Origin of the sequence: Clostridium sp., from assembly GCF_050717535.1 — a bacterium.
GTDB lineage: Bacteria > Bacillota > Clostridia > Clostridiales > Clostridiaceae > Clostridium_AD.
In genome coordinates this window covers 1-26,475 of record NZ_JBOITM010000011.1, presented here as the reverse complement: position 1 = coordinate 26,475, position 26,475 = coordinate 1, and the positions used below count along the sequence as shown (strand labels likewise).

Sequence of the window (26,475 nt, the reverse complement as noted above, 5' to 3'; positions counted from 1 at the left end):
TATGATACTGATTAGTCTAACGTAGGTTTGGGTGTTTTTGTAAAATACTTTTCTGGTACATGCTTAACTATTATACTTTCAAGTAGGTCTAATGTTTTTAGACCTATAACATAGTCCGAACAATTATAAATCTTTATCATATCAGATTGCCTTCCTATCCATCCCGCGCCTTCCAAAAGGTTAACAAATGCTATATCTTTACTGTTTTTAATATTATGCATTCTTATTGTTTGGGATGTCACAACCTCATCTCTACTTTTTGTTGTTTGCCCACTTCCTGTAGTAATTTGATAACTAGATTCAATAATTACATAAGGGTCTTCCTTGTTAGGTATTACAAAATCCATATTCCTTTCTACCCAATTTATAACCTTTTCATGCTCATACCCCACACCATATTTTTGTTTTATTTTCTCTAGTTTTTCCATTATCTTGCACTCAACATGGTCTCCAACATAATTGTTATACTTTCCATCTTGCCTAGCCTTTATTAATCTTTTTAATCTGTCCTTATCCTCCATTTGCTTCATAACTTTATGGTCAATAGTTATATAATCCAGATAATATTTAGGTATAAACTCTTTATATCTTTGATCATTTTTACCATTTAAAAACAGATTGCATATTTTATCGCAAAATTCATTATTACCAAGCATTTCTTTTCTAATTCTCTTTATGTCCCATTCACTCGTAACATCCACATAATCCCATCTTCTAATCATTGTTACTATTCGTTTAAATTTTTCACTTGATAATCCAATCAATGAAAGTATATCTATAAGAGAATCATCATATTTCTTAACATATGAAACTAGTCCATCTCTTGTATCAATACCACCTATACTGGCATATAGGTCACCTACTTTTTTATCTATAAACTCGTTATATTCTATTTCAAAAGCCTCATCAACATAAAACATAGTCATTGTTTTTTTAAATTCTTCAAATGAGCACTTTTCTGGTTTTAACATAAAAATCCCCCCGATGTATACTTACCTACATCATAATTATACATCAGAAGGGGTATATATTAAATACTCTTTTTATTTAACAATGCCAATTCACAAATTCCAATAAACTCTCTGCTTTTGATTTAGAGAGTTGCAAAATCAAACTTTATAAATTATAATATAATTATACTTTTAAGGAGTGATAATATTATGCAAGGTGGTAAACGTAAGGGTTCGGGGCGTAATTCACTCCCTCAGACAGATAAAAAAATTGGTTCTACAATATACGTAGCAGGTGAACTTAGAGATGGTATTAACCGCTATGCCATTGGTGACAGCTTTTCTGAAAAATGCAATTCTTTATTGGAAGCTCAAGTTGAACTACTTAAGGACAATTTAAATCAACGGGTAAGATTTATTGATTTATTTGCAGGTTTAGGTGGTATTAGGCTTGGTTTTGAACAAGCATTTACTAATAAAGGCTTAGAAACTGAATGTGTTTTTAGCAGTGAAATTAAAACCCATGCTATTAAAGCTTATAAAAATTATTATCACGAAGAAAACGTATCTGGAGATATTACACAAATTAAAATTAGTGATATTCCGGATTTTGAATTCCTCCTTGCCGGATTTCCGTGCCAGCCTTTCTCATTTGCTGGAAAAGGACTTGGTTTTGCAGATACTAGAGGAACTTTGTTTTTTGAGATTGAAAAGATTTTAAGCAATAAAAAGCCTTATGGTTTTCTTTTAGAAAATGTTGAGGGGTTAGTTACTCATGATGATGGGAAAACATTAGCTGTTATAATAGACAAATTGGAAAAACTAGACTATGAGGTAATTTACAAACTAATTGATAGTAAAGATTTTGGCTTAGCTCAGTCTAGAAAAAGAGTATACCTAGCCGGAACTAAAAGACAGAAAATTAGTCTTGATGATTTTGATTTAACTTCATCCTTATTATGTGATATATTAGACCAAGATTTGCCTACTATTAAATCTAATTTCACAAGAAAACTTTTTAAGAATTTCAAGCCTGAAGAAGTTGTAGGAAAGGCTATAAAAGACAAACGCGGTGGCTCTGGAAATATTCACAGTTGGGAATTTGAGCTTAAAGGAAAAACATCCAAAGATCAACGCAACTTGCTAAATTTATTGCTTAAAGAACGAAGGAAAAAGATATGGGCCAAAGAAATCGGCATTGATTGGATGGACGGAATGCCTTTAACTATAACTCAAATAGAAACTTTTTACAAAAATCCAAATCTACAAGAATTACTAGATGATTTAGTAGAAAAGAAATATTTAACTTTAGAACATCCACGAAAATTAGAAGATGAGAAACGAATTCCTGATACTTCTAAACCTAAAGGATATAACATTGTTGCAGGTAAACTTTCATTTGAATTTACAAAGATTCTGGATCCTCAAAAACTAGCACCTACTCTCGTAGCAATGGATGTTTCACATATAGGTGTTATTGATAAAGGCGGATTAAGGCGTTTATCTATACTTGAAGGACAACGTTTATTCGGTTATCCAGAAAACTATGATTTATCATTTCTAAAAGAATCAGAGGCTTTCGATTTATTAGGAAATACTGTTTGTGTGCCTGTAATTAGAGCTATTGCTGAACGATTAGCAGATTCATATAATAACCAATAGTAAAGAGAGGATCTAATATCCTCACTTTACTATTTCTATATTATCATATACATTTTGTCGTGGCTTTTGATATAATTTATTAAGGAATTAAAATGGATAGTTATTAACTGGAGGTAACCCTATGAATCACAAAATGAATACACTACCAATTTTATCAGCAATACTTACATCATCAATTTTTGGTTTAAGTTTTTTATTTTCTAAAAAAGCATTAAACATCGTAGATCCTTTTACTTTACTATCTTTTCGCTTTCTCGTAGCCTTTTTAATTATGTCCATACTTATATTCTTCGGGGGTATAAAAATAAATTATAAAAACAAAAATATAAAAAGCCTGCTTTTTCTCGGCCTTACGCAACCAATAGTCTATTTCATCTTTGAAACCTTTGGAATTCAGTATTCTTCCTCATCTCAAGCTGGTCTAATGATTGCACTTATTCCTATATTTGTAACCATTTTATCTGCGTACATTTTAAAAGAAACTCCATCAATAAAACAGTGTGGCTTTATATTTCTCTCTGTTAGTGGAGTAGTATTCATTGTACTTATGAATGGATCAAACTCTTCAGGAAGTTTATTGGGTGTATTTCTATTACTTGGAGCAGTGCTTTCTGCTGCAGTTTTTAATATCCTATCAAGAAAGTTCTCTGAAAAATTCAGCCCCATGGAGCTAACTTATGCCATGATGGCAATGGGCGCAGTGTTTTTTAATCTTGTTTCTGTATATAATCATATAAGATCTAACACATTAAACCAGTATTTCATGCCTTTAAAGAATATGGATTTTCTAATATCCCTCTCATATTTGGGAATATTGTCTTCCATAATTGCTTTCTTTTTGACTAACTTTACACTATCTAGAATAGAGGCTTCAAAATCTGCAATTTTTGCTAATTTATCTACTATTGTTTCAATAATAGCCGGAGTTGTACTACTTCACGAAAGTTTTAAATTGTATCACCTTATTGGATCTATTTTAATATTAGTAGGTGTTTGGGGTACAAATTACTTTACATGTAGAGGTGTTCTCCCAATTGAAGATTTCTCCACGCATTCTCACGACTAATAAAATTCAAGCTAAAATTAATAAATAGATTTAAACAAACAGAAATGCTAAGGGATATTAATCCTTTAGCATTTTTTTAAATTTTATATTCATTATTTTTGTAAAAGGATATTCAAATATTTTAAGTGATAGAACTAGGGCTAAGCCAACCGCAAGCAGCAGATAAATTATTTTCCAGCTATTAGGGAACATTTTAATTATATAATTATTTAATCTATAGTGATGGTATGTTGATAATACTAAATGATGTATAAAATATACCTGAAGTGTCCTAGATCCAAACTTTGTTATAAATAATTTACCTTTTGGAGTTATGTATATTATTGCCAGTGATATAATCGTAGATAATCCATAAAACATCAATCTATAAAAACCTCCATGTAGAGGCCTACCTAAAGATAAATAAGAATTACGTCCAGTTAAAAAACCTCTAAATGAATATATATCTTTTCCATATAAAATAATTATTATAAATAGTGTAGTTATAGAAATTAAGGATACCCATTTTAACCAAGAGCATTTTAGAATCTTAATCAAATGATTTTGCTTGAAATAATAACCAACTATAAAATATGGGAAAAAGACTAATATCCTTGATAAACTAAAAAGGTCTTTAACCGATACTAATTTATAATAACCTACCATAATTCCAATCAAAACAGAAAAAACTATTACGAATACAGGTTTAATATCTTTTAGAATATATGTAAAACAAAACCAAACACTCATTGCTAACAGATACCATGGAACACTGGGTTCTACTAAAAATTTGAAATCAACCTCTGAATTCCCAAACATATATTTGGTTAGCATAAAAAAGCAAAATTTCATTAATAAATATAGTGTGAAAAATGAAAATACTTTTTCTATACTAAGATGTTTTCCTTCAACAACTCTTTTAGAAAAATATCCTGAAACAAATATAAACAAAGGCATATGAAAAGTGTAGATAAAAAAGTATATATCTCTCATCATTGGCGAAGTAGATGTATAAAAGTCTACAGAATGTCCTACTACAACCAGGATTATTAACAATATTTTAAGATTGTCCCAAAAGAAAATTCTTCCTTCGCCATCCACTTTTAGTATTATATCATTCTCCATTATCATCATTCCTAACTATTTTGATTATTGGAACTCAAAAGAACATCCACAGCTATTTAATAATTACAGTAAAGGGAGTTATCGACAAATTATTCACTATGTTATCTTATTATATATTACATCTTAGTATAAATGTTATAATACATTAATATACTTAAAGAAATAATTCAAATTTTTCAAATAATAAACAAGTTGTTAGATAATCTTTGTAAATATGTACCAATCTATTATTTCAATTAAATAAATAGTAAAAACAGAAGATAAATTATCTTTATTTTTTTACTATTTAACTTATTAAACTTATAATAAACCCAAATTTGACATTTTTTTAACAAGTGTTACAATAAACATGAAATGCATTTCAAATTTATTGTTATTTTAGTAATATAATATAATTTATACATATATATATATGATACTTTCTTTTTTTGAAGTTTCTAGTTATCAACCATAATACTTACTTATATTTTGAGGAGGACTAAATATGCACACACTAATAAATGCTGATAACACTTGGGCATTATGGGCAATACTTACCGGTTTTGCTGCTTTAAGTATCTATTTAGAGCAAAAATACAAATGGGCTAATAAAATCACAGGTTGTGTACTAGCTTTATTATTCATGATGATACTATCTAATTTAAAAATTATTCCAACTGATGCACCTACATATGACAACGTCTGGGGCTACGTAGTACCCTTAGCTATCCCACTTCTCTTATTTAAAGCAGATGTAAAAAAAATTTGGAAGGATAGTGGAAGAATACTAGCAATCTATTTCATAAGCGGTATAGGAACTATAGCTGGTGCTATTATAGGCTTCCAACTATTAAAAAATCACATACCAGAATTAAATGTAATCGCCGGCATGATGACCGGAACATATACAGGTGGAAGTGTAAATTTTGCTGCTATGGCTGATCATTTTAATGTAGCTAAGGAATTAGCTTCAGCTGCTGTTGTAGCTGATAATCTTTTAATGGCATTATATTTCTTTGTTTTAACTGCAATACCTTCTATAGGATTCTTCAAGAAAGCGTACAAGCACCCTCTTATGGATGAACTAGAAAAAATTACTGATTCAAATAGCGAAAAAACACAAGCTGCCACTTTCTGGGGAGCTAAAGAAATATCATTACTCGATATAGCAACAGCAGTAGCTTCATCATTTATCATCGTTGCTGTTTCAACTATGATTGCTGATTTCTTTACTGGTATTATCCCTATTGGACCCGATTCAGGTTTAGGATTAAATCTATTAGTTGGTCTTGTAGGAAATAAATATTTAATCATAACAACTTTTACAATGCTTTTAGCTACTTTTTTCTCTAATTTCTTCGGAAATATTAAAGGATCACAAGAAATCGGTACTTTCTTAATTTATATATTCTTTTGTGTTATAGGCGCACCTGCTTCTATCTCATTAATAATTCACAAGTCACCTTTATTATTAGTATTCTGTTTAATAATAGTATTAGTTAATATGATATTCTCACTTGGCTTTGGTAAACTATTTAAATTTGATTTAGAACAAATTATATTAGCATCTAATGCAAATATTGGTGGGCCAACAACTGCAGCTGCAATGGCAATTGCTAAAGGCTGGGGAGCACTTGTAATTCCGGTTCTATTAGTAGGCACTCTGGGATACATTATTGGTAATTATTATGGAATATTCGTAGGAAACATATTATAAGTTCAATTAAGAGTTAAAAAGAGTAACGGATTTTATTGATGTTTAATATTAATAATTTAATCATTAATATTTTATATAATCAAAATATTTAATTGAAAGAAGGCTATATCATGATTTTTGACGCACATGCAGATATATGGACAGATGTAACTGTAGAAAGACAAAAGGGAATGAAAGATGTTTTCAAAACAAAACACATGGAAAAATTCAAAAAGGGTAATATTGGTGGAGGCATATTTGTTATTTGGATAGATCCTCCCTATGATACTGACCCTACAAAAAGAACTTTAGAAATAATTGAACATATGTCAGCAGAAATTTTAGACAACAAGGATATTTTCCATATTATCAAGGAAGGCAGTGACATTGACATAGCTTTATCTGAAAACAAAATGCCTGTTTTAATTGGTATGGAGGGATTAAGTGGGCTTGGACATAACTCAAATCTAATTTATGCTTTATATATGTTTGGTGTAAGGCATGCTATGCTTACATGGAATGAAACAAATGAATTAGCTACTGGAAAAGATGGTGATCCATCTAGAGGTCTTACAAAAGATGGTATTAAAACTGTTAAACTTATGGAACAATTAGGCATGATTGTAGATGTATCACATGCTAATGATAAAACCTTCTGGGAAATATTAGAAAACACTACAAAACCAATAATTGCTTCGCATTCAAACTGTAGAGCTATATGCAATGTTCCTAGGAATCTTTCCGACAAACAACTTAAAGCAATCGCAAGTAGAGGTGGCGTAGTTGGATTAAATGCTTTTGCAGATATAGTAGACATTGATCCTAAAAAGAGAGATATTCAGCATCTTGCAAATCATATTGATCATATGGTTAAAGTTATAGGTATTGATCATATAGGATTTGGTTTTGATTTTGATGATTATTTGGATCCTGCAACTATGTTAGCCTTTGCTGAAGGCGAGGAAGCAAATACTATAGGTTTTGAAAATGCTTCAAAAGCTCAAAATATGATTAAGATATTAAGAGAAAGAAATTATTCAGAAGAAGACATAGAAAAAATAAGCTACAAAAACTTCTTTAGAATAATGAAAGAAATCCTTTAAGATAAAGTATTTGTAGCATCTGTATTGATTTTTACACATCTATTTTTATAAGGGAGATGGCTTATTACCTCTCCCTTACACTATCTAGAAATATTTATTTTTATCTTTTGCATTTTTTTTAGAATGTCTAGAAAATCCGATTTCACTGGCAGCTTCTACCTTCATTTCAGCTAATTCTTTCTTTGTGTCTTGACCAAGTTTTTTACTTTTTTGATTATTCTTTTTGTCTATATGCGCCATTGTAGGATCCTCCTTTATTAAAAAAATTTGCATTTTAAAAATTTATATTTCAATATTAATATAACCAACTCTATGGAATGTATGTGAAAAAAATGCCTGCAAAACTTGTTTATTAAAAACAAATAAAAAAGCAAGTAAAATCTGAAAGCATATGCGTACAGATTTTACTTGCTCATTACTCAAATGTTCCCAGGACGAAAACTTTATTTTCATGAATCATTATTCTACCCTTAGCTATCACAGTATTAATATTAAAATCCTTCTCATTAACCAAAACAATATCTGCGTCGTATCCAATCTTTATCCTTCCTTTTGTTTTAAGTTTTAAGTGCTGTGCAGGATTTGATGTTATTACACTAATTGCATGCTCTACACTAATCTTTTCATTAACTATTGCATCTCTTACCTCTTTATATAAGGATTCACATTTTCCAACTTTAAGACCTATATAATCTCCACTTTCATCAAAGTCTGGAAGACTTCCCTGTCCATCAGAAGTAAAGGTTATGTTCTTAATATCCACACCTTCCTCTAGCATAATTTTAAGACCAGTACTACATTTGGTCTCTCCTTCTTGTAGAAATTTTTCTGTAGTGCTTGTAGTGAAATCTACATACCCACCTTTTTTTGCATATTCTAAGCCCTTTTGAAATAAAGATGGATTTCTATTCATATGGGTTGGAATAATTTGAGTCATTGGTATATCTGTTTCTCTAGCTATCCTATCCATATAATCAAGTTCACTTTTTCCATCACCCATATGAACATTAACGACCCCTGCTTTTCCAGATAAAATACCACCTATTCTTGCATCTGATACTAATTGTACAAACTGTTCAAAGGTTGAATGACTAGAACGATGGTCTGAAAGGGCTATTTCTCCAACACCAATAATTTTATCAATCAAAATTATATCTTCTTGCACATTTTCCATTATCGTCTTAACTGGCATCCTATAAGATCCTGTATATATGAAAGTTGATATTCCTTCTTCTTCAAGTGCTCTTGCCTTTGCAAGTAAAGACCTCATGTTTCTTGAAATTCCATCAGTGCCTAAACATCCCACAACAGTAGTTACACCTGCAGTTGTTAAATCCGATAATTTAATTTCTGGAGTCCTAGTTTTAAATCCACCCTCTCCTCCTCCGCCTAAAATATGAACATGTGAATCAATAAATCCTGGAAACACTAATTTTCCAGAGGCTTCTATTACTTTAACCTCAAACCCACAATTTTCTACATTAATATTATCCTCTATAAGCTCTATTTTATCACCACATATTAAAATATCTTTATTTCCTATATACTGTGGTGCATATACTTTTCCACCTTTAATCAAAGTTACCATGCTAATTCCCCTTTCATATAAGATCATAATAAGTAAAAGGAGGTAATTTCCTCCCCTCTTACTTACTATGATTTGTTCTTTTTAGCCTCTACTAAAACCCTATTGATACAGCTACAAACATTACAACTGAAGCTAATATAAATAATACACCTTGGAATTTTATTTGGAATTTCGCCCATTTACCCCAGTCTAATCTTGCAACACCAAGCACTGCCATGAGGCATCCTGAAGTTGGAACGATAAGATTTGTAAATCCATCCCCTAATTGGAAAGCAAGTACTGCAACTTGTTTACTTACACCTACAATATCTGCAAGTGGTGCCATAAGAGGCATAGTTATAGCTGCTTGACCTGACCCTGAAACTACAAAGAAGTTAAATACTGATTGGAATATATACATAAACCAAGCATTAAATCCTGCTGATAGGCCACCAAGTGCAGATCCCATACCATTAAGTATAGTATTTAATACAGAGTCATTTACAGGAGAAGCATCTCCAAGTACTAAAATAATACCTTGTGCCATACCTACTACAAGAGCCGCTCCAACTAAATCTTTTGCACCTTCTTTGAAGGAAATTGAAATATCATTTACGCTCATATTGTTAAGTTTAAATATTACAGCAATAATGCCTGAAACAAGTCCCATGGTAAAGAATATTGTTGCAATCTCTGGAATGTAGAAACCATATTTACTAACACCATATACAACCCATATAATCCCCAGTAATATGGTAAGAAGAACTAATTTATGCCCAAATGTAAACCTAACATCCTTAATATCTTTCCCCTTAAAATCATCTCTATAAAAAGCATCTGACTCGTAAGCTACTGAGGATGTTGGATTTTTTCTAATTTTCTTAGCATAAAGCCATGTATATCCTATACCTATTGCAGTGAAAAATACCCATAAGATGATTCTAAATCCTGCGCCAGATAATACTGGTATACCTGCTATTCCTTGGGCAATAGCTACACTAAACGGATTCATCCAAGACGTTGCAAACCCTATTTGCGTTGCAACGTAAGTAATCATTATACCAACTATTGCATCATACCCCATAGCTATTATAAGCGGCACAATAATCATAGCAAAAGGAATTGCTTCTTCCCCCATACCAAACACAGCACCTCCTGCTGAAAACAACGCGAAAATTACTGGTATTAGTATAACTTCTTTACCTTTAGTTTTACTTATCATTGAAAGAATACCGGCTTCTACAGCACCTGTTTTGAGTATAATTCCAAATGCACCACCAACAACTAAAATAAATGCTATAACACCTACTGCACTTCCCCACTTGTCGCCTTTTACAAGACCTTCAAACATATAGTTAAGAAAACCTACATCTCCACCACTTTTAAATAAACTAATCCCTTTTCTTGCTCCCTTCGAAACAAATTTACCATATTCTTGAACTACCTTAAATGATAACTTATCTCCATTTTTTATTTCTACGGCCCTAGCCTTGCCCTTATCTATTTTCCCTAAGGGTTCTTCTACCCCTTTTTCAAGTAACAATGTTTCATCACCTGAGGCGTCAATAACATAGTTTTTACTATCTAACGTAAAAGAAGCACTTTCTCCATCCGCAACTTCTGCAATTAATTTATCGCTTACATCATAAGCTTTATAATTAACCTCAAATCTACCTAAAGGTAAGATATAAGTTAATAATGCCGCCAGTAAAACAACAAAAAATATAATTACATAAGTATCTGGCATTTCAAAAGACCATTTTTTCTTTTTATTTTGTTCCAATTCAATTCCCCCTTTATTTTATATATCTTATTTATTTTATATATCTTATATTATAGCAATTTTTATGCCAATTATTATTTTTACAAAATTCAGTTAACTGCTTATATATGTTAATAAAAATTCAGTTTAATGGTTTATTAAAAATAAATGGTCACCATTAAATACCCATACAGTATTAATGGCGACCATTTAAAGATATAATCGACAATTTCAATATATTAAATTTGGTTTAGTTTTTTTAATACTACCTTTTTACCTAGTTCTGTTAGACACGTACCTTTTTTCCCTTTGCCTTTTACAATTAAACCCTTTCTTTCTAATCTTTCTAATCGAGTTCTTACCATTGATTCACTCATATTATAATTAGTTTCCTTACTATCTTCGGCAATCATCTTTCTTCCCACAATTATATTTTTACTACTCAGTTTATATATATGCATTAGTATGTAATCAAGCTCTTTATCTAAATATCCAATATTTATAGGATGCTCATTTAAACTATCATTTTTAGTATCATGATTTTGAAAGAAATTCATATCTGGTAATTCATTTACGGTTATAATATTACTATTTCTTATTGCAAGCATATAGTTTATGGTATTTCTAAGTTCACGAACATTTCCATACCAGTTATACTCCTTTAATATTTCAATTACCTCACTATCAATTTCAATGTTTTCTGTGCTTTCCATATTTATAAAACATTTTATAAGTGGCTCTATATCTTCTTTTCGTGCGCGAAGAGGCGGGATTTTTAAGTACCCAACCTTTAATCTGTAGTATAAATCCTTTCTAAACTTTCCATTTTCCATCATTTCAAATAAATTTTTATTAGTAGCTGCTATAACATCTGCATCTACAGGAATTATGCTGTTCCCACCTATCCTCATAACTTCTTTTTCCTGAAGTACCCTAAGTAATCTAGCTTGAACTTTTAATGAGATATCGCCTATTTCATCTAAAAAAATAGTTCCACCACTGGCCTGTTCAAAAAGACCAGGTTTGCCACCTTTTCTTGCTCCTGTAAATGCTCCATCCTCATATCCAAATAATTCACTTTCGATAAGTTCCTCAGGAAGTGAGCTAAAGTTTACAGCCAGGAAAGATTCCGTGCTGCGCCTTGAACTTTTGTGCAGCGCACTAGCAAAAAGCTCTTTACCTGTACCGTTTTCACCTTCAATTAATACCGTTAAATCGGTTTTAGCCAGTCTCTTGCCAATATCTTTTATCTTTTGCATCTTTAAGTTATCTGTTATAATATCATCAAATGAATACTTGGCAACAAATCCCTTTATTATAAGATTCTTTTCTCTGCTATGATTTATTGTATCTTGGTAACTTTTAAATACTGCTACAGTATAATCATTGTCATCAATTTTAAATTTATTAACTGATAAATCTGTGCCCTCTAGATTGATTTTCTTTTCATCGAGTTCTCTATTATCCATAAGATATTCTAAAAGATTTTTATTAAATATCACATTTTTAAGTCTTTTTCCTATCAATTTGTTGTTATTCATTTTTAAACTATTTTTTAATTCTTCGTTAAATACATTTATTATTCCATGTTTATCATACACAATTAGCCCTTGCTGTAGACCATCAATAACCTTATTAAGATGTGAATTCATCTTAATTATTTTGTTATTGTACTTGCCCAATTTCTTAGCAATATTAATTATTTTAAAAAGATAATTTTGGGAAAAAACACAAGACTTTTCTTCCAATAAATTTAGTTTAACCAAAATTTTTATTATTGTAGTAGAATCCATTATTCTTGGTCCAATATTATAGATTTTTTCTATAAAAGATGGTACTTTATCTTTCTCACCAGGAGTTATTGCTATTTTGACTCCTTCGTCTGTCGATGATATTCCTGGATAATATGGTATACATTTAATGTGATCAATACCTAATTCCTTGAATATTTCTATGATTTCATAGGTAGTCTCTTTTGCGTCATTTACAAATAATACTTCAGTATCTTCCGGTATTAAAAATATGTCATCAATATTATCATAGCTTATAGTCCTCTTTGCAATTATAATATCACAACTGGTATTTAACAAATTCTTTTCAATTAACTCCTGCCTTACAAGTTCTCCTGAAAGAATTACTAAATCATCCTGGATTATGTGAAGAATTTCATCCTCATCTATAGCATAGCTACTTATAGATTGCATTCCTATGTATTCTTCAAGCTGTGCAAGCAATGCTATTTTTGTATTTTCAGAACCAGCAACTAAACTTATACCTCGAATCATATGTATTCCCCCATTAGTAATAAATAATATTTATTATATTATACACCATGTTATAAAAAATTTATCAAAGTATATCTCTACACTTTGATAATTTCTCACTCTATATATAATAAAATTACTTATGCACCAATACTTATAATAGCAAGCTAATCCAGAAATGCAGCTGTTTTAAGTATTAAAATCCCCACTTTAATGTTTTTGATTAGTGATACCTGGTTTAATTCCTTCAACAGATGGTATTTTATTTTCGTTACTAACATTTTTTGCATAAGATATTTTTGTGCTTACCGGCTTAATATCCATAGAAACATTAAGATATGAATAATCATCTATGTTTCCATCTGAATATTTCCAATAACCTTTAGTATCTTTTGTTTTTCTAAAATTTATCTCAAATCCTCTTCCTTTTTCATCAAAGCTATAACTTTTTATACAATTTGCTGTATTATCCACCAAGTCATAACTAATAAAATTTTTTACAGGTGAATGTGAAGTAAACACTCCAGAATTTACTGGTACTGTATAATCTCCGTATTCGTAACCATTAGTCAAATCTTTACTATCATTAATATTAAATTCCTTTGTACCTAGATTTAAGCTATCCCCTTTTACTATATAACTTATGACAACATCTTTAATGTTACTCCTGGTAGTTGAAGTGTTTTTTAAACTCTTAGACAAGTCTACTACAGTAACTCCACCTTTACCCATAACTTCTAAGCTCTTTGTTGCATTATTGAATACTAAAGCAGTATTTTCATCTACACCAAAAGTCATATCATATTTGTCTTCTTTATCAAAAGCTGCTTTAACAAGTCTTCCAAGTCTAGCTTTTTTATCGAAATGTTGGTCAATTATTCCAAATCTAAAAAATCCTAATCCTTTTTCAAGGTATAAAGGACCATATTCCTGTTGGTCTGAATCTACATACGTATTGGTAAATCCATCATTTAATGCACCAACACTATCCCCTCCGCCTATCATAGTTTCACTCATAATAGCTGCACCAGCACTTGTTCCTCCAATCACTGCCCCATTTTTATATATTTCCCAAATTGAATTCAAAGCTTTTGTGTTGCTTCCGTCAGCATTTAATAAAACCTTTGTAATTCTTGTCTGATCTCCCCCAACAAACCATATACCTGTATATCCCTTAATTTCGTCTGATATTTCGGTTTTATTTGCATTTTCAATCCATTTAGATTCGTCTTCTGGGGTGTTTTTATCATCTTTACATGCTAAAGATATTATTTCAATATTTTCTTCTTTTAATCCGTAATTTACCAAATCATGTTTAAAAGCATTGGAGCTGTTAAGATTACCACTTGCCGCAGGGATAATTCCTATTTTAGCATCTTTTATGCCATCTGCTAAATCTATGAATTTATTATAAACATCTGCGTTACTACTTCCAAGCGCTCCTCCAATAGCCATAATACTTCCTTTAATATCCATTGGAACTGAAGCTTGCAGCATAGTCTTAGCTTTCCAGTTCTCACCACCTGCTGTATCTTCCTTAATGCTAACAATCACAGGAACTATACTCATGGATACCTTCAACGCAGAGTATTGGTCTATATTACCATCTACATACTTCCAATATCCCTCTGTATCTTTAGTTTTTCTAAAAGTTATCTCATAACCATCGCCTTTTTCATTAAAACTATAACTCTTTACAGAAGATGCCCCTGCATTATCAACTAAGTCATAACCCAAAAGATTTTTAATTTGACCATATGAAGATAATACACCAGTATTTATAGGTGGTGTGAAGCTATAATATTCATAACCATTTGTAGCATCTTTCTTTATATCGGGTATAATTTTATTATTACTAAGATTAAGTGTGTCGCCTGCGGTCATATAGCTTATAGTAATATCATTCATAGATGGCTTTCCATTAATCTTATTCATAGTCATTTTTGAATAGTCAATTACAGTTAATCCACTTTTACCGACTACTTGTAAGGTTTTCATAGAATTATTTACTACCATGGCAGTGTTCTCATCTACCCCGTAAGCAAAATCATTTTTATCTCCCTTTGCATAAGCAGAGCTTATTAGTCTACCTATTCTTGCACGCATATCAAAATGTTGATCAACCATACCATACCTAAAAAAGCCAAGACCTTCAGTTAAATATACGCCATCATCATCATTCCCTGTATCTTTATCTATAATTCCTTTATCAAGAGCACTTAAGCTATTTCCTCCTATAATCATAGTACTGCTCATTATAGCCGCCCCAGCACTTGTTCCGCCAATAACTGCACCTTTTTTATATATTTTCCAAATCGAATCTAATGCCTTTGTGTTGCTGCCATCTTTATTTTTTAATGTGCTCATTATCCTAGTCTGATCTCCACCTACAAACCATATTCCGCTTAAATGTTTTATCTTTGCAGATATTTCTTTGTTATTTCCATTTGTAGACCACTCCGCTTCATTCACATCTTTTGTAGTTTTATCATCCTTTACCGAAATAGGAATTATTTCAATATTTTTAGCCTTTACTCCATAACTAATTAGTTCATTTGTAAACTGTTTGCTATAAAAAACAGGTTTTGAGCTTGCTGCACCTATTATACCTATCTTTGCATTTTCTACACCTCCAGCTAATTCAATAAATTTATTATAAATATCCTTATTGCTACTTCCTAAAGCTCCACCCACAATAACTAGGCTTCCTTTTATGTTACCCTTATTTGCAGAAATGTTGCTTTTAGCTAAAGCTACAGAGTAATTTGAAAATACCAGCAGAAATGATAAAATAAATGATATGAATTTCTTTTCCATAAAGACTCCCCCTTTTATAATAATCATACTAACTACCAATATATAGCAATTATCGTGCCATATTTATTACACTACCTCAAGCCATACCTTAGACAATTGGCTATTATTTATTGGTCAAATGGTGACCAGTTAGCCTAACTGATGGCATAATAGAAATGGATGAAACCCTTTTTAGAACTTGGGGGGGAGTGAAACTAACTAGAAGTTATTGTTTGCTAATCTTAATAGTGTAAACACTATCCAAAAAAAACAGGGATCTTTAATCATTTACGGATTAAAAATTTCTGGCTTTTAATATAGCTTTTTTATCGCTTCGTCTCTTTTATGCACATAGTTATATGTTAGTTCATATAAGATGGAGATGGAGCAGGGTACCTTGCTCCATATGCAATACTTGCCGTAGCAAAATAAACTGATTTTAGGCATTTTGTTGTTATTTCAAACAATACTCCCGCCACAGATAAAATTAAAACTATACTTAAAGACCTTATGAAATCTGAAATATCAAAGCATGAAAAAGATGCACAAGGTAATAAGACTTTGCAAAGTTACATTACTTCTTTAAGTATGCAAGTTGAAAAAGGATCACTTGGAGTAGGTAGTGTGCCTTATCTAATTATAGTTGCAGAACGTCATGGGATACCACCAATAGAACAAATTTCAGAAAAAATGATTGATATAGCTAAAAAGAACCTTGGTAATAAGGCAAAATTAAAAGTTGGTGATTCAGAGTGTATGCCTTGGGCAAATAATACTTTTGATGTAATTGTATGTAATGCATCATTTCATCATTATCCAAACCACAAAGATACGTTATTAGAAGTGAATAGAGTATTGAAATCTAATGGAACATTAATTATTGGAGATCCAACTGCACCAGTAGTTATTAGACAAATGTTAAATTTATATCACAAAATAGGCAATACAGGAGATTATAAAATATATTACGAAAAAGAAGATGTAGTGGTATAACAATTACCGACCTAAATTTGATAATGGGAAACCTGTAAGCTATTATATAGAAAACGCAGTTTTTATTGGTTTAACTTTTTTTGCTGCGTATCATACAACTACACAACACAGTTTACCTATTTTTTTGACTATATGTAGTTTTTTAAGCTTCAATGCAGTTATTACGCACATTCGAGGAGCTATCATTACAAAAAAATACTCACCTGGGATGATAACAGGAATTATATTTCAAATTCGTGTTGCAATAATCAGTTATGTTGTAGTTTTAAAAAATGGTTATTTGAATATTCGATTAGTAATTATTTGTTTCCTTATAAGTCCTTTACTTGAGGTTATATTTTCTTTTAGACCAGTAAAAAAATCAACGCATGGTTATATAGAAAAATTATCTTTACCTTTCAAAAAAATATTTTTAATATTTTTTAAATTTAAAATAAAATTCATTATTCTATTTTACAGCCATAGTGAATATTAATGGGAAAACTAAACATGGAAAAGAAGATACTTAATAAAATGATAGAGAATAATGATGGGGTTCTTTCAAATGATTTTATATTAAACCAAAGTAGAATAGTGGACAAGCTTATAATAGATTATAAAAAGAAAAAAACTAATTATAAATTTAATTTAGTTTTTTTCCATTATTTAGTCACGGGGAGAATTATTAAATGCAGAATATAAAAGCAATAAGTTTGAATACCATAAAGTTGTAATTAAGGTCAGAAAAACAAATTCATTAATTATGACTTATTATAAATAGAATTAAAAAGCAAAGTGAAAGTAACATAATACCAATTGAGTTACTTTCACATTGAGTCTATAGGCTAGATGTGCATAAACAACAAATGCAAAGGCACAAGGGACTCCTTATTACCTTCGCATTTAAAAACTAGTCCACAAAACAGGTTAATAATAGATTAACTTAAGTTAACCGCCGTTACAAAACCAGGCATCATATACGATTTTCACTAATCTCATCTTTATAGTGTAAATGACCCCAAGAACACATTGCTTCTAAAATTGGCATTAGAGATAATCCTTTTTCTGATAAAAAGTATTCAACCTTTGGCGGAACTTGGTGATATTCTTTGCGAACTATAATATCATTTGTTTCAAGCTCCTTAAGTTGAGAACTTAACATCTTATGAGTAATACCTTTAATACATTTTTTTAATTCTCCATAACGCAAAATTTTACGTCCTGATAACCAAAACATTATTGTCATTTTCCATTTGCCACTAAATATAGACAATGTATATTTAAAGGGTGCTGAGTATACCTCTTCTTCTTGATCCATATCATTACTCTCCTTTTAGTTAGTATCTTACATTAAAGTTCATACTATTATTATTAGCATACTAAATATATAATAGTATATATACAGATTCTTTACAAAGTAAATTAATTATTAGAAACTTATAATACAGTTAGGTTATTTATATGCACTACCAGTTTGTGACTTATATCATAATAGTGGATTTAATAAACTCACATTAAATAGTTTGACGATAGACGGTCTACATCCTAATCTTTTAGGAATGATTGAAGAAGGAAGTTATTTATCCGGATTTATTTCAAAAGTTTAATATATATTAGTTACATAATAGAAATAATTCTTAGTGGTATGCAATTACTGAAATTTTCATTTTTTAATTTTAAATAAGCTAAATGTATTATTAGATTTTTGAACCTGATCGTTGTTGTAGAAAAATATAGTATATCATACAGTATAGAATTTTCGAGAGTACTCGGATTTTTAGAGGAGGAATATTATGACACAAAAAAAGTCGGATTTACCTAAACGTCTTCAACTTCTTAAAGAAGCATATTTAAAGGTTAAGCCAAGTATTACCATTGGTCGTGCCTTAGCATATACTGAAATTGCAAAAAAGTATCCTGACCTTCCAAGGAATGTGCTCCGGGCCAAAGGATTTAGAAGAGCATGTGAAACTGCGCCGCTGCTTATACAAGAACATGAGCTTATAATAGGCCACCCTTGTGGTAAACCACGTGCAGGTGCCTTTTCACCAGATACCGCATGGGAGTGGGTTCGTGATGAACTAGATACTATCAGTACTAGATCACAGGATCCTTACTTCATAAGCGAAGAAGACAAGAAGATTATGCGAGAGGAATTGTTTCCATTTTGGAAAGGTAAATCTCTAGCGGAGGAATGTGAAAAAGCTTTTCGCAAAGAAGATTTGTGGGAATTCAGCTCCGAAGCATGTATAAGTGATTTGACTTATCATATTACTAGCGGTGGTGGAGATACTAGTCCGGGCTATGATATTATCCTTTTTAAAAAGGGCATTTGTGGAGTTAAAGCTGAAGCTGAAGCTTATCTTGCCGGCTTATCAGCTGACAAGGCTTATAACAAAGATAAAATCTCTTATTATAAAGCTGCAATAGAAACCTGCGAGGGAATTCTTACCTATGCCGCTCGTCTTTCAGCCTACGCATGGAAACTGTCAGAAAAGGAACAGGATCCTAAACGTAAAGCAGAGCTTAAAAAAATTTCAGAGGTCAATGCCCGTGTTCCGGCGAGTCCTCCTAAAACATTTCATGAGGCATTGCAGTCCATTTGGACAATACAGTCACTGTTTTTAATGGAAGAAAATCAATCTAGTACATCACTAGGCCGTATTGACCAGTATGTGCTTCCTTGCTATATGTCAGATATTGAAAGCGGAATTTTAGACAAACAGCAGGCTTTTGAATTGATGGGTTGTTTCATGATCAAATGTTCAGAAATGATTTGGTATACACCGGAAGCCAGCTCCAAATATTTCGCGGGATATATGCCTTTTATTAACATGTGTGTAGGTGGACAAAAACGTGAAGGAGGAGACGGCACAAACGAATTAACCTATTTGATTATGGATGCTGTTGAAAAAGTTAAGATATACCAGCCGTCCCTTGCCTGCCGTATCTACAATCAGTCTCCACATCGTTATTTAGAAAAAATTGTGGATGTTATTAAAGCTGGCGGTGGTATGCCTGCATGCCATTTTGATGATGCACATATCAAAATGATGCTTAGGAAAGGTTTTGATTTTGAAGATGCTCGTGACTATTGCCTTATGGGATGTGTGGAACCACAAAAATCGGGACGTATCCACCAGTGGACAGCCGGCGGATTTACACAATGGCCTATCACCATTGAAATGGTATTTAATCGTGGCATTCTTAAGTCGTACCCAAGTAAGCAGTGGTTAGACACCGGAGAACTTACGGAATTAACCACTTATGAACAATTTGATGCTGCAGTTAAAAGACAGCTTGATTATCTGCTGGAAATGAATTCCAAAGGAACTGTTCTAACGCAGAAAGTTTTCAGAGATGTTACACCTACTCCCTATATGTCACTGTTTGTTGACGGTTGTATGCAGACCGGTAAAGATGTGACTGCAGGTGGCGCCGTTCTTTATGAAGGACCAGGAACAATATTCGCGGGACTAGGTACTTATGTCGACAGTATGGCTGCGATTAAAAAACTTGTTTATGATGATAAAAAGTACACTCTTGCAGATATTAAAAAAGCCCTTGATGCAAATTGGGAAGGTTACAAACAAATACGTCGTGACTGCCTTGATGCACCTAAATACGGTAATGATGACAACTATGCAGATCTGATTGCCAGAGGAATCGTCGATTATACTGAACATACAATAAACCAGCACAAGTCACTTTATGCAAGACAGATCCATGGAACTTTGTCCCAATCCTTTAATACACCTCTAGGAAGGATGATTGGTGCAACCCCTAATGGGCGTCTTTCCGGTTTACCACTATCTGACGCAATAAGCCCTTCTCAAGGAGCTGATATAAAAGGACCAACGGCAACCATAAAATCAGAATCCAAAATTAATGTTGAATCAATGAGTCTTGGAATGGCTCATAACTTTAAGATATCCAGTAGTTTTTTGGATAATCAGGAAGGTAGGGATGGTTTAATTACCCTGCTACGCAGCGCCTCCATTATGGGCAATGCGCAGATGCAATTCAATTGCGTAGATAATAAAACATTAAAGAGAGCCCAACAGCGCCCTGAAGATTATCGAGATCTTATTGTACGTGTTGCCGGATACTGTGCCTTTTTTGTTGAACTTTGCAAGGAAGTACAGGATGAAATAATCAGCCGTACAGTAATTGAATAAACTAGATCAAACGGGAGGTTAGGTATTGTGAGCAATGAGAATGTAGCTACAATTGAAAAAAAAGCAATGATTTTTAATGTACAAAAATACAATGTGTATGATGGACCGGGAGTAAGAACACTGGTGTTCTTTAAAGGATGTCCACTTCGTTGCAAGTGGTGTGCTAATCCTGAAGGATTGGAACAAAAATATCAAGTTATGTTCAAAAGAGACTCATGTACTGATTGTGGTGCTTGTGTCTCTGTTTGCCCAGTTTCAATACATACTATTTCCAAAGAGCTAAAACATGAGGTGAATCATAACATTGATTGTATAGGTTGCCGTAAGTGCGAGGATATTTGTCCTGAGTCTGCATTATCTATTGTGGGAAATTTGAAAACAGTTTCGGAAATTATGCAGATTATTGAAGAAGACCGTGAGTTTTATAACGTTTCAGGTGGTGGAGTTACGCTAGGCGGCGGTGAAGTTTTAATGCAACCTGAATTCGCAACCGATCTGCTTATGACATGTAAGCAGGAAGGAATCAATACTGCCATTGAAACTTGTGGATATACAACACTGGAATCAATACTTACGGTTGCTAAGTTCACTGATTTATTCCTTTTTGATATAAAACACATTGATCCTGAATGCCACTATAAGCTGACGGGAGTACGTAATAATCAAATTTTAAAGAATTTGAAAGAACTTCTAAGCCGTCGGTATAACGTAAAGGTGAGAATGCCTCTGTTAAAAGGCATAAATGATAATCAAGATGAGATTGAGAGGGTAATTGCCTTTTTAATACCTTTTCGTGATTATAAAAATTTTAAAGGCATAGATCTACTTCCTTACCATAAATTAGGTGTAAGTAAGTATACAAAATTAGGTAAAGAGTATCCAATAAAGGAAGATCCAAGTTTAAGTAGGGATGAACTAGATATGATTGAGAGCTTGGTTAAAAAATATGAATTTCCAGTTAAAGTTATCAAACATTGATAACTTATTGTTAGAATAAAAAATAGATTGAGAATACATTTTAACAGTATATTAATATTCCAAAAGTAACACAATAGTAATTGAGTTACTTTCACTTTGGGGGTAATAGAATAAATTTGTTAGAACGCCGTATGAGCTGGAAACTCTCACGTACGGTGTGGAGCAGGGGAAAAGGTGGAGATAATTTCAAAGCTTTACCTATTGCTATAATAGTCTTCACCAAGTAAGCTCAAACGGATGCTAAAAAATTAGAATCTTGTAGTTTAGATAAAAAAACAAAAGAACTGCTAAAGATAATAAGACCAGCAGCTTCCGCCTCTTCCAAAGATATAAACTTAGTTTTAGACAATTTTACACTTGATTTTTCTATTTTGATTTTATTTTTCGGTATATTTCTAAGGAAATTGCTTTATTAAACATATCTGTATTACTTCCTGCTGCATCATAATTTCCAATAGGCCTTGTGTTTATATCTCCTTTAAATGTTCCACTAAGTTCTTCCATATATTTATTAGCTAATATAAAATCTTTGAGAAAATATTAAAATAACACTGGTATATTTAATATTCCCCTTAAATATATCACCATTTTGGTAACAAATGTCTTAACGTATAAAATTAGTGTTTCGCTGTTACTTCTTTCTTATTAAGCTTCATTTCTAACAGCTTTTATTGATTCTTTTGTTTTTTCTAGTAATATTAAAAACAGATCTTCATCTTCCTTAATATCTTGAGGATATGTTACAAATACATTTGATAAATAGTATTCTTTCAATTTAGGTTCTTTTAATTTTAAATCATTAAAACAAACCTCTACTTTACCACTTATTTTGTCTTTGTTTTCTATGCTAGCAAAAGGTAATACCCCTATAAAATTTTGAAAAGCATAGGGGATAAAAATATCTGTATCCCAAAAAATACTTTTTAAATTATCATAAATATACTCTGAAAGATTATTATATTCGTTATTAATTTCATTTGAAAAAGCTTTTACTGGTTTATAAAAAGTTGTCATCATAATAGACACACTATATTTTCCCTTAGTAGCTTTTTTAATTTCTGATTGTATAAAGAAAGGTAAATTTAAAATCACCTTATTTTCTATTAGATTCGTGGATATCTTTAATAGTTTTAAAATCTTATTATTAAATATTTCATCCTCAAATGGCTTCAACATATAGTCAGAAATCCCTTCAGATATTCCTTTAATAAAAGTATTCCTATGATTATTTGCAGTCATAATCATTATTGGAACTACTTTGTTTTTTTCTCTTAATCTTTTAATAAGTTTAAATCCATCTTCATCCTTTAAATCAATGTCCATTATAATAAGATCTGCACTATAGTTGTTCAGTGCCAAAGCATTAAAAAACTCCATAGAATTGGATGCTTCGTACACAGTATATTGATTTGTATGTAAAAGCAATTTTACCCTTGATCTTATTGATTTAACGTTATCTAATATGAAAACTTTCAAGGTATCATTCATTTTAAATCATCCCCCATCTCTGTTATTTATATTAACAAAAAATGTTTCTAGTGTAAATGTTTTTCTCTAAGCTACTTCACCTGTATTAGTATCTATAGTGACTGCTAATTCTGTAATTTTTTAAAATTTCATCCATAACCCAATTAGTTCTCGCGGCACTAATCCCTTTACTTTTGCATACTTCCAAGCCATTAAGGTCATTTACTATACTTTGTATCAATTGCTGTTGAATATGTAATGGTTTTTTGATATGTATTTCCGTAATACCATCCAGAGTTGTCAGTAAAACCGGCTCTGCTCCAAACGTTGAAAAGGATATTTTTCCTTTGCTTCCGACAATCTCATTCATGTCATAATCAGAAAAGCTTGAAAAGCACCATATCCCTACTCCCTTGACTCCTGAAGCAAACGACAGGGAAGCTGTAACAATATCTTCCGCCTCATACAAATTGGCTTGATTGGCTGCATAACCACTTGCTTCCTTGATAGGTCCCAAAATATAATCTAAAACATCCAGGGTATGAGAAGCAAGATCGTGAAATTCTCCTCCACCTGAAATTTCAGGGTTAACTCTCCATGGCATCTTGCCAGAATTCAAGTCAATTTGGATAGGTCTCCTATATAAGGTAATTGAAACAAATCGTATTTCTCCAATTTCTCCGGAATCAACTAGTTCCTTAACCTTATTAAAGCGGTCCAAAGCCCTTCTGTAATATGCAACAAATAATGGTACTCCAGCATTCTCACACGCCTGAATCATTTCCGTACATTCCTCAAAATTCCGTGCCATTGGTTTTTCAACATACACAGGCTTTCCTGCTTGTGCACATTTAATTGTATATTCCTTATGAAATGCAGGGGGAGTCGCTATGTAAACTGCATCCACATCAGGGTCATTTATCAATTCATCAGCATTATCATACCACTTAGGTACATTGTGACGCAGTGCATAATCCCTAGCCAAATCTCCATTGCGGCGCATTACTGCTACTAATTGTGAATGTTTTGATTTTTGAAATCCAGGTCCACTCTTAACCTCGGTAACGTTCCCACATCCAATGATTCCCCAACGTATTGTCTTCATTTTAACCCATCTCCTCAAGATATCTAGTGTACATGCTTGTACACTGATTAATTTTACTTGTTTTATAAAAAGACTATCTATAATCCTTTTTATTATTAGAATATTTTAACATGATTATATCAAAGTTGTTAGTTTGTTTCTATGGTAGTCTACTACCATTTTATCTTTATCCTTTCTTAAAGTTAAGGAGTCATTTTTTATAATTTATATTTTGTGTTTATTTTTGTTATAATTAGTAATTAAAGACATTGATAACATATGTTGAATTTAATGCAGTTTTTTATGCTCACCTTAGTTTATTCTTTTTCCAAACTTATTTATAAAATCTAAATCCTCATAACCTTCCTCTATATAATAACTTTTTTTCTTGTTATTACTGATAATTTCAATAACAGGTTCTTTCTTAGAAATATAGATTTCCACTTTATCTCCATCTAATTCATAAAGTATAATTCCATATGCATCTTGATTCAGAAAGCTATATTGGATGTCCTTAAATTGAATTTTTCTTAAGATAAATGAATTAAGATATTTCTCTACTTCATTTATCTTTTTTTCTTTTGATGTTGTAGACATGTTAGCTATAGGCAAATTCTCATCTTTAACTTCTCCTGGGTAATAAACAACTACAGTTGAAGTTTTATCGTGATTAAATGCTTTTTCTAAAACAACTCCTAGTTTTTTAGGTTGCAATAAATTATAACCACCATATATGAAAATTATTGTTACGAAAATTAATGCTATAGCTACCACTCTTTTTAGTCTATTAAGAGAATTTATTATATCTTCACTTTCCCAATTCCCTATGTTTGTAATATCTCGTTTACTCTTTAACGTATTTTCTAACACTAATGTTGCATCATATCCTATATTAAAGGTGATTTTATATATTTTACTATGCTGGTTATTTTTATAATAACTAAGCTCTACTTCTTTATCTTTTTTATAATCCAGGTCACTAATTTTACCCCACGAAATAAATCTTCCTTTTATTAATAAGCCCTCATCTAAAATGAAATTATAATCATATACCCAAAGCCCTTGTCCTACTGCTATTATTCCGAAAAAAACATTAAGGTTATTACTAGATCCTAATGATATAATTATGAATATTAATGCTATAATAAATGCAAACACAAATTTGAAATTTCTTTTTTCTATTCTCCTTTTAACTTCAAATTCTCTTACAGCAAGTAGCCTATAAGATAAATAATAAATATTACCAATTAAAAATATTATTGAAAATGAAAAATACCAAAGTGGCAAGATATATTTATTAAAGTACATGTAACTTTCCCCCCATGATTTCATTGATTTTAATACGCATAGCATATCTCTGTTGACTTTTATATATAATATTTGTAAAATATAGAAAAGTGGGTGATTAGAATTAAAGAACTTTTTAAAGCTTATAAAAAGAATATATTATTTAGTATTATACTGATTATATCTTTGTGTATCTCTATAACTATCGGTGCTATTTCTATGTTTTTTATATCTTATTACACGCAGAATATATGGTTATCACGTCTTTTATGTGCTTTGATTTTTAGTATATTCCCTTTCATTTGTTGTTGCATCTTTAATATAAAATATTCAAAACGATTTGTAAATAGACTTTCAACATTTTTGAAATTATCTGTTTTCTCCTATTTTCCTATTTTTATATTAGGGTTTATAATATCTTTATTAGTAAGCAGTAATCGAGTAGGAGCTAAATAATTAATTTATTTAGCGACCTCTCACACCACCATGCATACCGTTCGGTACACGGCGGTTCAATAGAAATTAATGTTTTAATAAATATGTCTCAGATATAGAAACTA

At 31.3% G+C, this 26,475-nt stretch carries 21 protein-coding genes; 9 read left to right on the top strand and 12 right to left on the bottom strand.

Features of this window, described 5'->3' with window-relative positions; all coding sequences use genetic code 11:
• Nucleotides 1-11: 11 nt before the first annotated feature.
• Nucleotides 12-971, bottom strand: a complete 960-nt coding sequence (locus ACREVU_RS02610) for a DpnII family type II restriction endonuclease (protein ID WP_431550068.1) — start codon at nucleotides 969-971, stop codon at nucleotides 12-14.
• A gap of 189 nt (nucleotides 972-1,160) precedes the next feature.
• On the opposite strand from ACREVU_RS02610, the gene dcm reads away from it, so the two are divergent.
• Both dcm and ACREVU_RS02600 read left to right on the top strand, forming a co-directional pair.
• Nucleotides 1,161-2,612: a DNA (cytosine-5-)-methyltransferase gene (gene dcm / locus ACREVU_RS02605; RefSeq protein WP_431550067.1), complete on the top strand. Its 1,452-nt coding sequence runs from the start codon at nucleotides 1,161-1,163 to the stop codon at nucleotides 2,610-2,612.
• Nucleotides 2,613-2,733: 121 nt separating this feature from the next.
• Nucleotides 2,734-3,678 (top strand): DMT family transporter, encoded by a 945-nt coding sequence (locus tag ACREVU_RS02600; RefSeq protein WP_431550066.1) that lies wholly within the window; start codon nucleotides 2,734-2,736, stop codon nucleotides 3,676-3,678.
• A gap of 57 nt (nucleotides 3,679-3,735) precedes the next feature.
• Here ACREVU_RS02600 and ACREVU_RS02595 read toward each other — a convergent pair whose 3' ends face one another.
• On the bottom strand, nucleotides 3,736-4,782 hold the full coding sequence (locus tag ACREVU_RS02595) for an acyltransferase family protein (RefSeq protein ID WP_431550065.1): 1,047 nt from the start codon (nucleotides 4,780-4,782) through the stop codon (nucleotides 3,736-3,738).
• A gap of 484 nt (nucleotides 4,783-5,266) precedes the next feature.
• Here ACREVU_RS02595 and ACREVU_RS02590 point away from each other — a divergent pair, with 484 nt between their 5' ends.
• Together ACREVU_RS02590 and ACREVU_RS02585 are read left to right on the top strand one after the other, a co-directional pair.
• Entirely contained in the window at nucleotides 5,267-6,478 is a 1,212-nt protein-coding gene (locus tag ACREVU_RS02590; protein WP_431550064.1) for a DUF819 family protein, read from the top strand.
• A 110-nt stretch (nucleotides 6,479-6,588) separates the two neighbouring features.
• The gene (locus tag ACREVU_RS02585; protein WP_431550063.1) at nucleotides 6,589-7,560 is read left to right on the top strand and encodes a dipeptidase; all 972 of its coding nucleotides are present in this window, start codon (nucleotides 6,589-6,591) and stop codon (nucleotides 7,558-7,560) included.
• An 84-nt stretch (nucleotides 7,561-7,644) separates the two neighbouring features.
• Here ACREVU_RS02585 and ACREVU_RS02580 read toward each other — a convergent pair whose 3' ends face one another.
• The 5 genes from ACREVU_RS02580 to ACREVU_RS02560 form a co-directional block, all read right to left on the bottom strand.
• A complete protein-coding gene (locus ACREVU_RS02580) occupies nucleotides 7,645-7,800 on the bottom strand; it encodes a small, acid-soluble spore protein, alpha/beta type (protein WP_431550062.1) in 156 nt (51 codons plus the stop codon).
• 175 nt (nucleotides 7,801-7,975) lie between these two features.
• The gene (iadA, locus tag ACREVU_RS02575) at nucleotides 7,976-9,148 is read right to left on the bottom strand and encodes a beta-aspartyl-peptidase (RefSeq protein ID WP_431550079.1); all 1,173 of its coding nucleotides are present in this window, start codon (nucleotides 9,146-9,148) and stop codon (nucleotides 7,976-7,978) included.
• Between the two features lie 91 nt (nucleotides 9,149-9,239).
• A complete protein-coding gene (gene yfcC, locus ACREVU_RS02570; protein WP_431550061.1) occupies nucleotides 9,240-10,910 on the bottom strand; it encodes a putative basic amino acid antiporter YfcC in 1,671 nt (556 codons plus the stop codon).
• A 218-nt stretch (nucleotides 10,911-11,128) separates the two neighbouring features.
• Nucleotides 11,129-13,174 (bottom strand): sigma 54-interacting transcriptional regulator, encoded by a 2,046-nt coding sequence (locus ACREVU_RS02565; protein WP_431550060.1) that lies wholly within the window; start codon nucleotides 13,172-13,174, stop codon nucleotides 11,129-11,131.
• Between the two features lie 189 nt (nucleotides 13,175-13,363).
• Entirely contained in the window at nucleotides 13,364-15,970 is a 2,607-nt protein-coding gene (locus ACREVU_RS02560; RefSeq protein WP_431550059.1) for a cyanophycinase, read from the bottom strand.
• 489 nt (nucleotides 15,971-16,459) lie between these two features.
• On the opposite strand from ACREVU_RS02560, the gene ACREVU_RS02555 reads away from it, so the two are divergent.
• From ACREVU_RS02555 to ACREVU_RS02545, 3 genes are read left to right on the top strand one after another with little or no spacing between them, the layout of a single operon-like run.
• Nucleotides 16,460-16,942 carry a class I SAM-dependent methyltransferase gene (locus tag ACREVU_RS02555; protein ID WP_431550058.1) on the top strand — a complete coding sequence of 161 codons (483 nt, stop codon included), beginning with the start codon at nucleotides 16,460-16,462 and terminating at the stop codon, nucleotides 16,940-16,942.
• A 46-nt stretch (nucleotides 16,943-16,988) separates the two neighbouring features.
• Entirely contained in the window at nucleotides 16,989-17,417 is a 429-nt protein-coding gene (locus ACREVU_RS02550) for an HXXEE domain-containing protein (protein WP_431550078.1), read from the top strand.
• Between the two features lie 14 nt (nucleotides 17,418-17,431).
• The gene (locus ACREVU_RS02545; RefSeq protein WP_431550057.1) at nucleotides 17,432-17,623 is read left to right on the top strand and encodes a hypothetical protein; all 192 of its coding nucleotides are present in this window, start codon (nucleotides 17,432-17,434) and stop codon (nucleotides 17,621-17,623) included.
• Between the two features lie 271 nt (nucleotides 17,624-17,894).
• Here the strand turns inward: ACREVU_RS02545 and ACREVU_RS02540 are convergent, their stop codons facing one another.
• Entirely contained in the window at nucleotides 17,895-18,239 is a 345-nt protein-coding gene (locus ACREVU_RS02540) for a winged helix-turn-helix transcriptional regulator (protein WP_298840053.1), read from the bottom strand.
• Between the two features lie 475 nt (nucleotides 18,240-18,714).
• On the opposite strand from ACREVU_RS02540, the gene cutC reads away from it, so the two are divergent.
• Both cutC and cutD read left to right on the top strand, forming a co-directional pair.
• Nucleotides 18,715-21,099: a choline trimethylamine-lyase gene (gene cutC, locus ACREVU_RS02535; protein ID WP_431550056.1), complete on the top strand. Its 2,385-nt coding sequence runs from the start codon at nucleotides 18,715-18,717 to the stop codon at nucleotides 21,097-21,099.
• Between the two features lie 27 nt (nucleotides 21,100-21,126).
• Nucleotides 21,127-22,077: a choline TMA-lyase-activating enzyme gene (gene cutD, locus ACREVU_RS02530; RefSeq protein WP_431550055.1), complete on the top strand. Its 951-nt coding sequence runs from the start codon at nucleotides 21,127-21,129 to the stop codon at nucleotides 22,075-22,077.
• A 366-nt stretch (nucleotides 22,078-22,443) separates the two neighbouring features.
• On the opposite strand, the gene ACREVU_RS02525 is transcribed toward cutD, so the two are convergent.
• The 4 genes from ACREVU_RS02525 to ACREVU_RS02510 form a co-directional block, all read right to left on the bottom strand.
• Entirely contained in the window at nucleotides 22,444-22,581 is a 138-nt protein-coding gene (locus ACREVU_RS02525; RefSeq protein WP_431550054.1) for a hypothetical protein, read from the bottom strand.
• A gap of 141 nt (nucleotides 22,582-22,722) precedes the next feature.
• A complete protein-coding gene (locus tag ACREVU_RS02520) occupies nucleotides 22,723-23,565 on the bottom strand; it encodes a response regulator transcription factor (RefSeq protein ID WP_431550053.1) in 843 nt (280 codons plus the stop codon).
• Between the two features lie 85 nt (nucleotides 23,566-23,650).
• The gene (locus ACREVU_RS02515; protein WP_431550052.1) at nucleotides 23,651-24,649 is read right to left on the bottom strand and encodes a Gfo/Idh/MocA family protein; all 999 of its coding nucleotides are present in this window, start codon (nucleotides 24,647-24,649) and stop codon (nucleotides 23,651-23,653) included.
• A 291-nt stretch (nucleotides 24,650-24,940) separates the two neighbouring features.
• Nucleotides 24,941-25,936 (bottom strand): hypothetical protein, encoded by a 996-nt coding sequence (locus tag ACREVU_RS02510; RefSeq protein WP_431550051.1) that lies wholly within the window; start codon nucleotides 25,934-25,936, stop codon nucleotides 24,941-24,943.
• Between the last annotated feature and the right edge of the window lie 539 nt (nucleotides 25,937-26,475).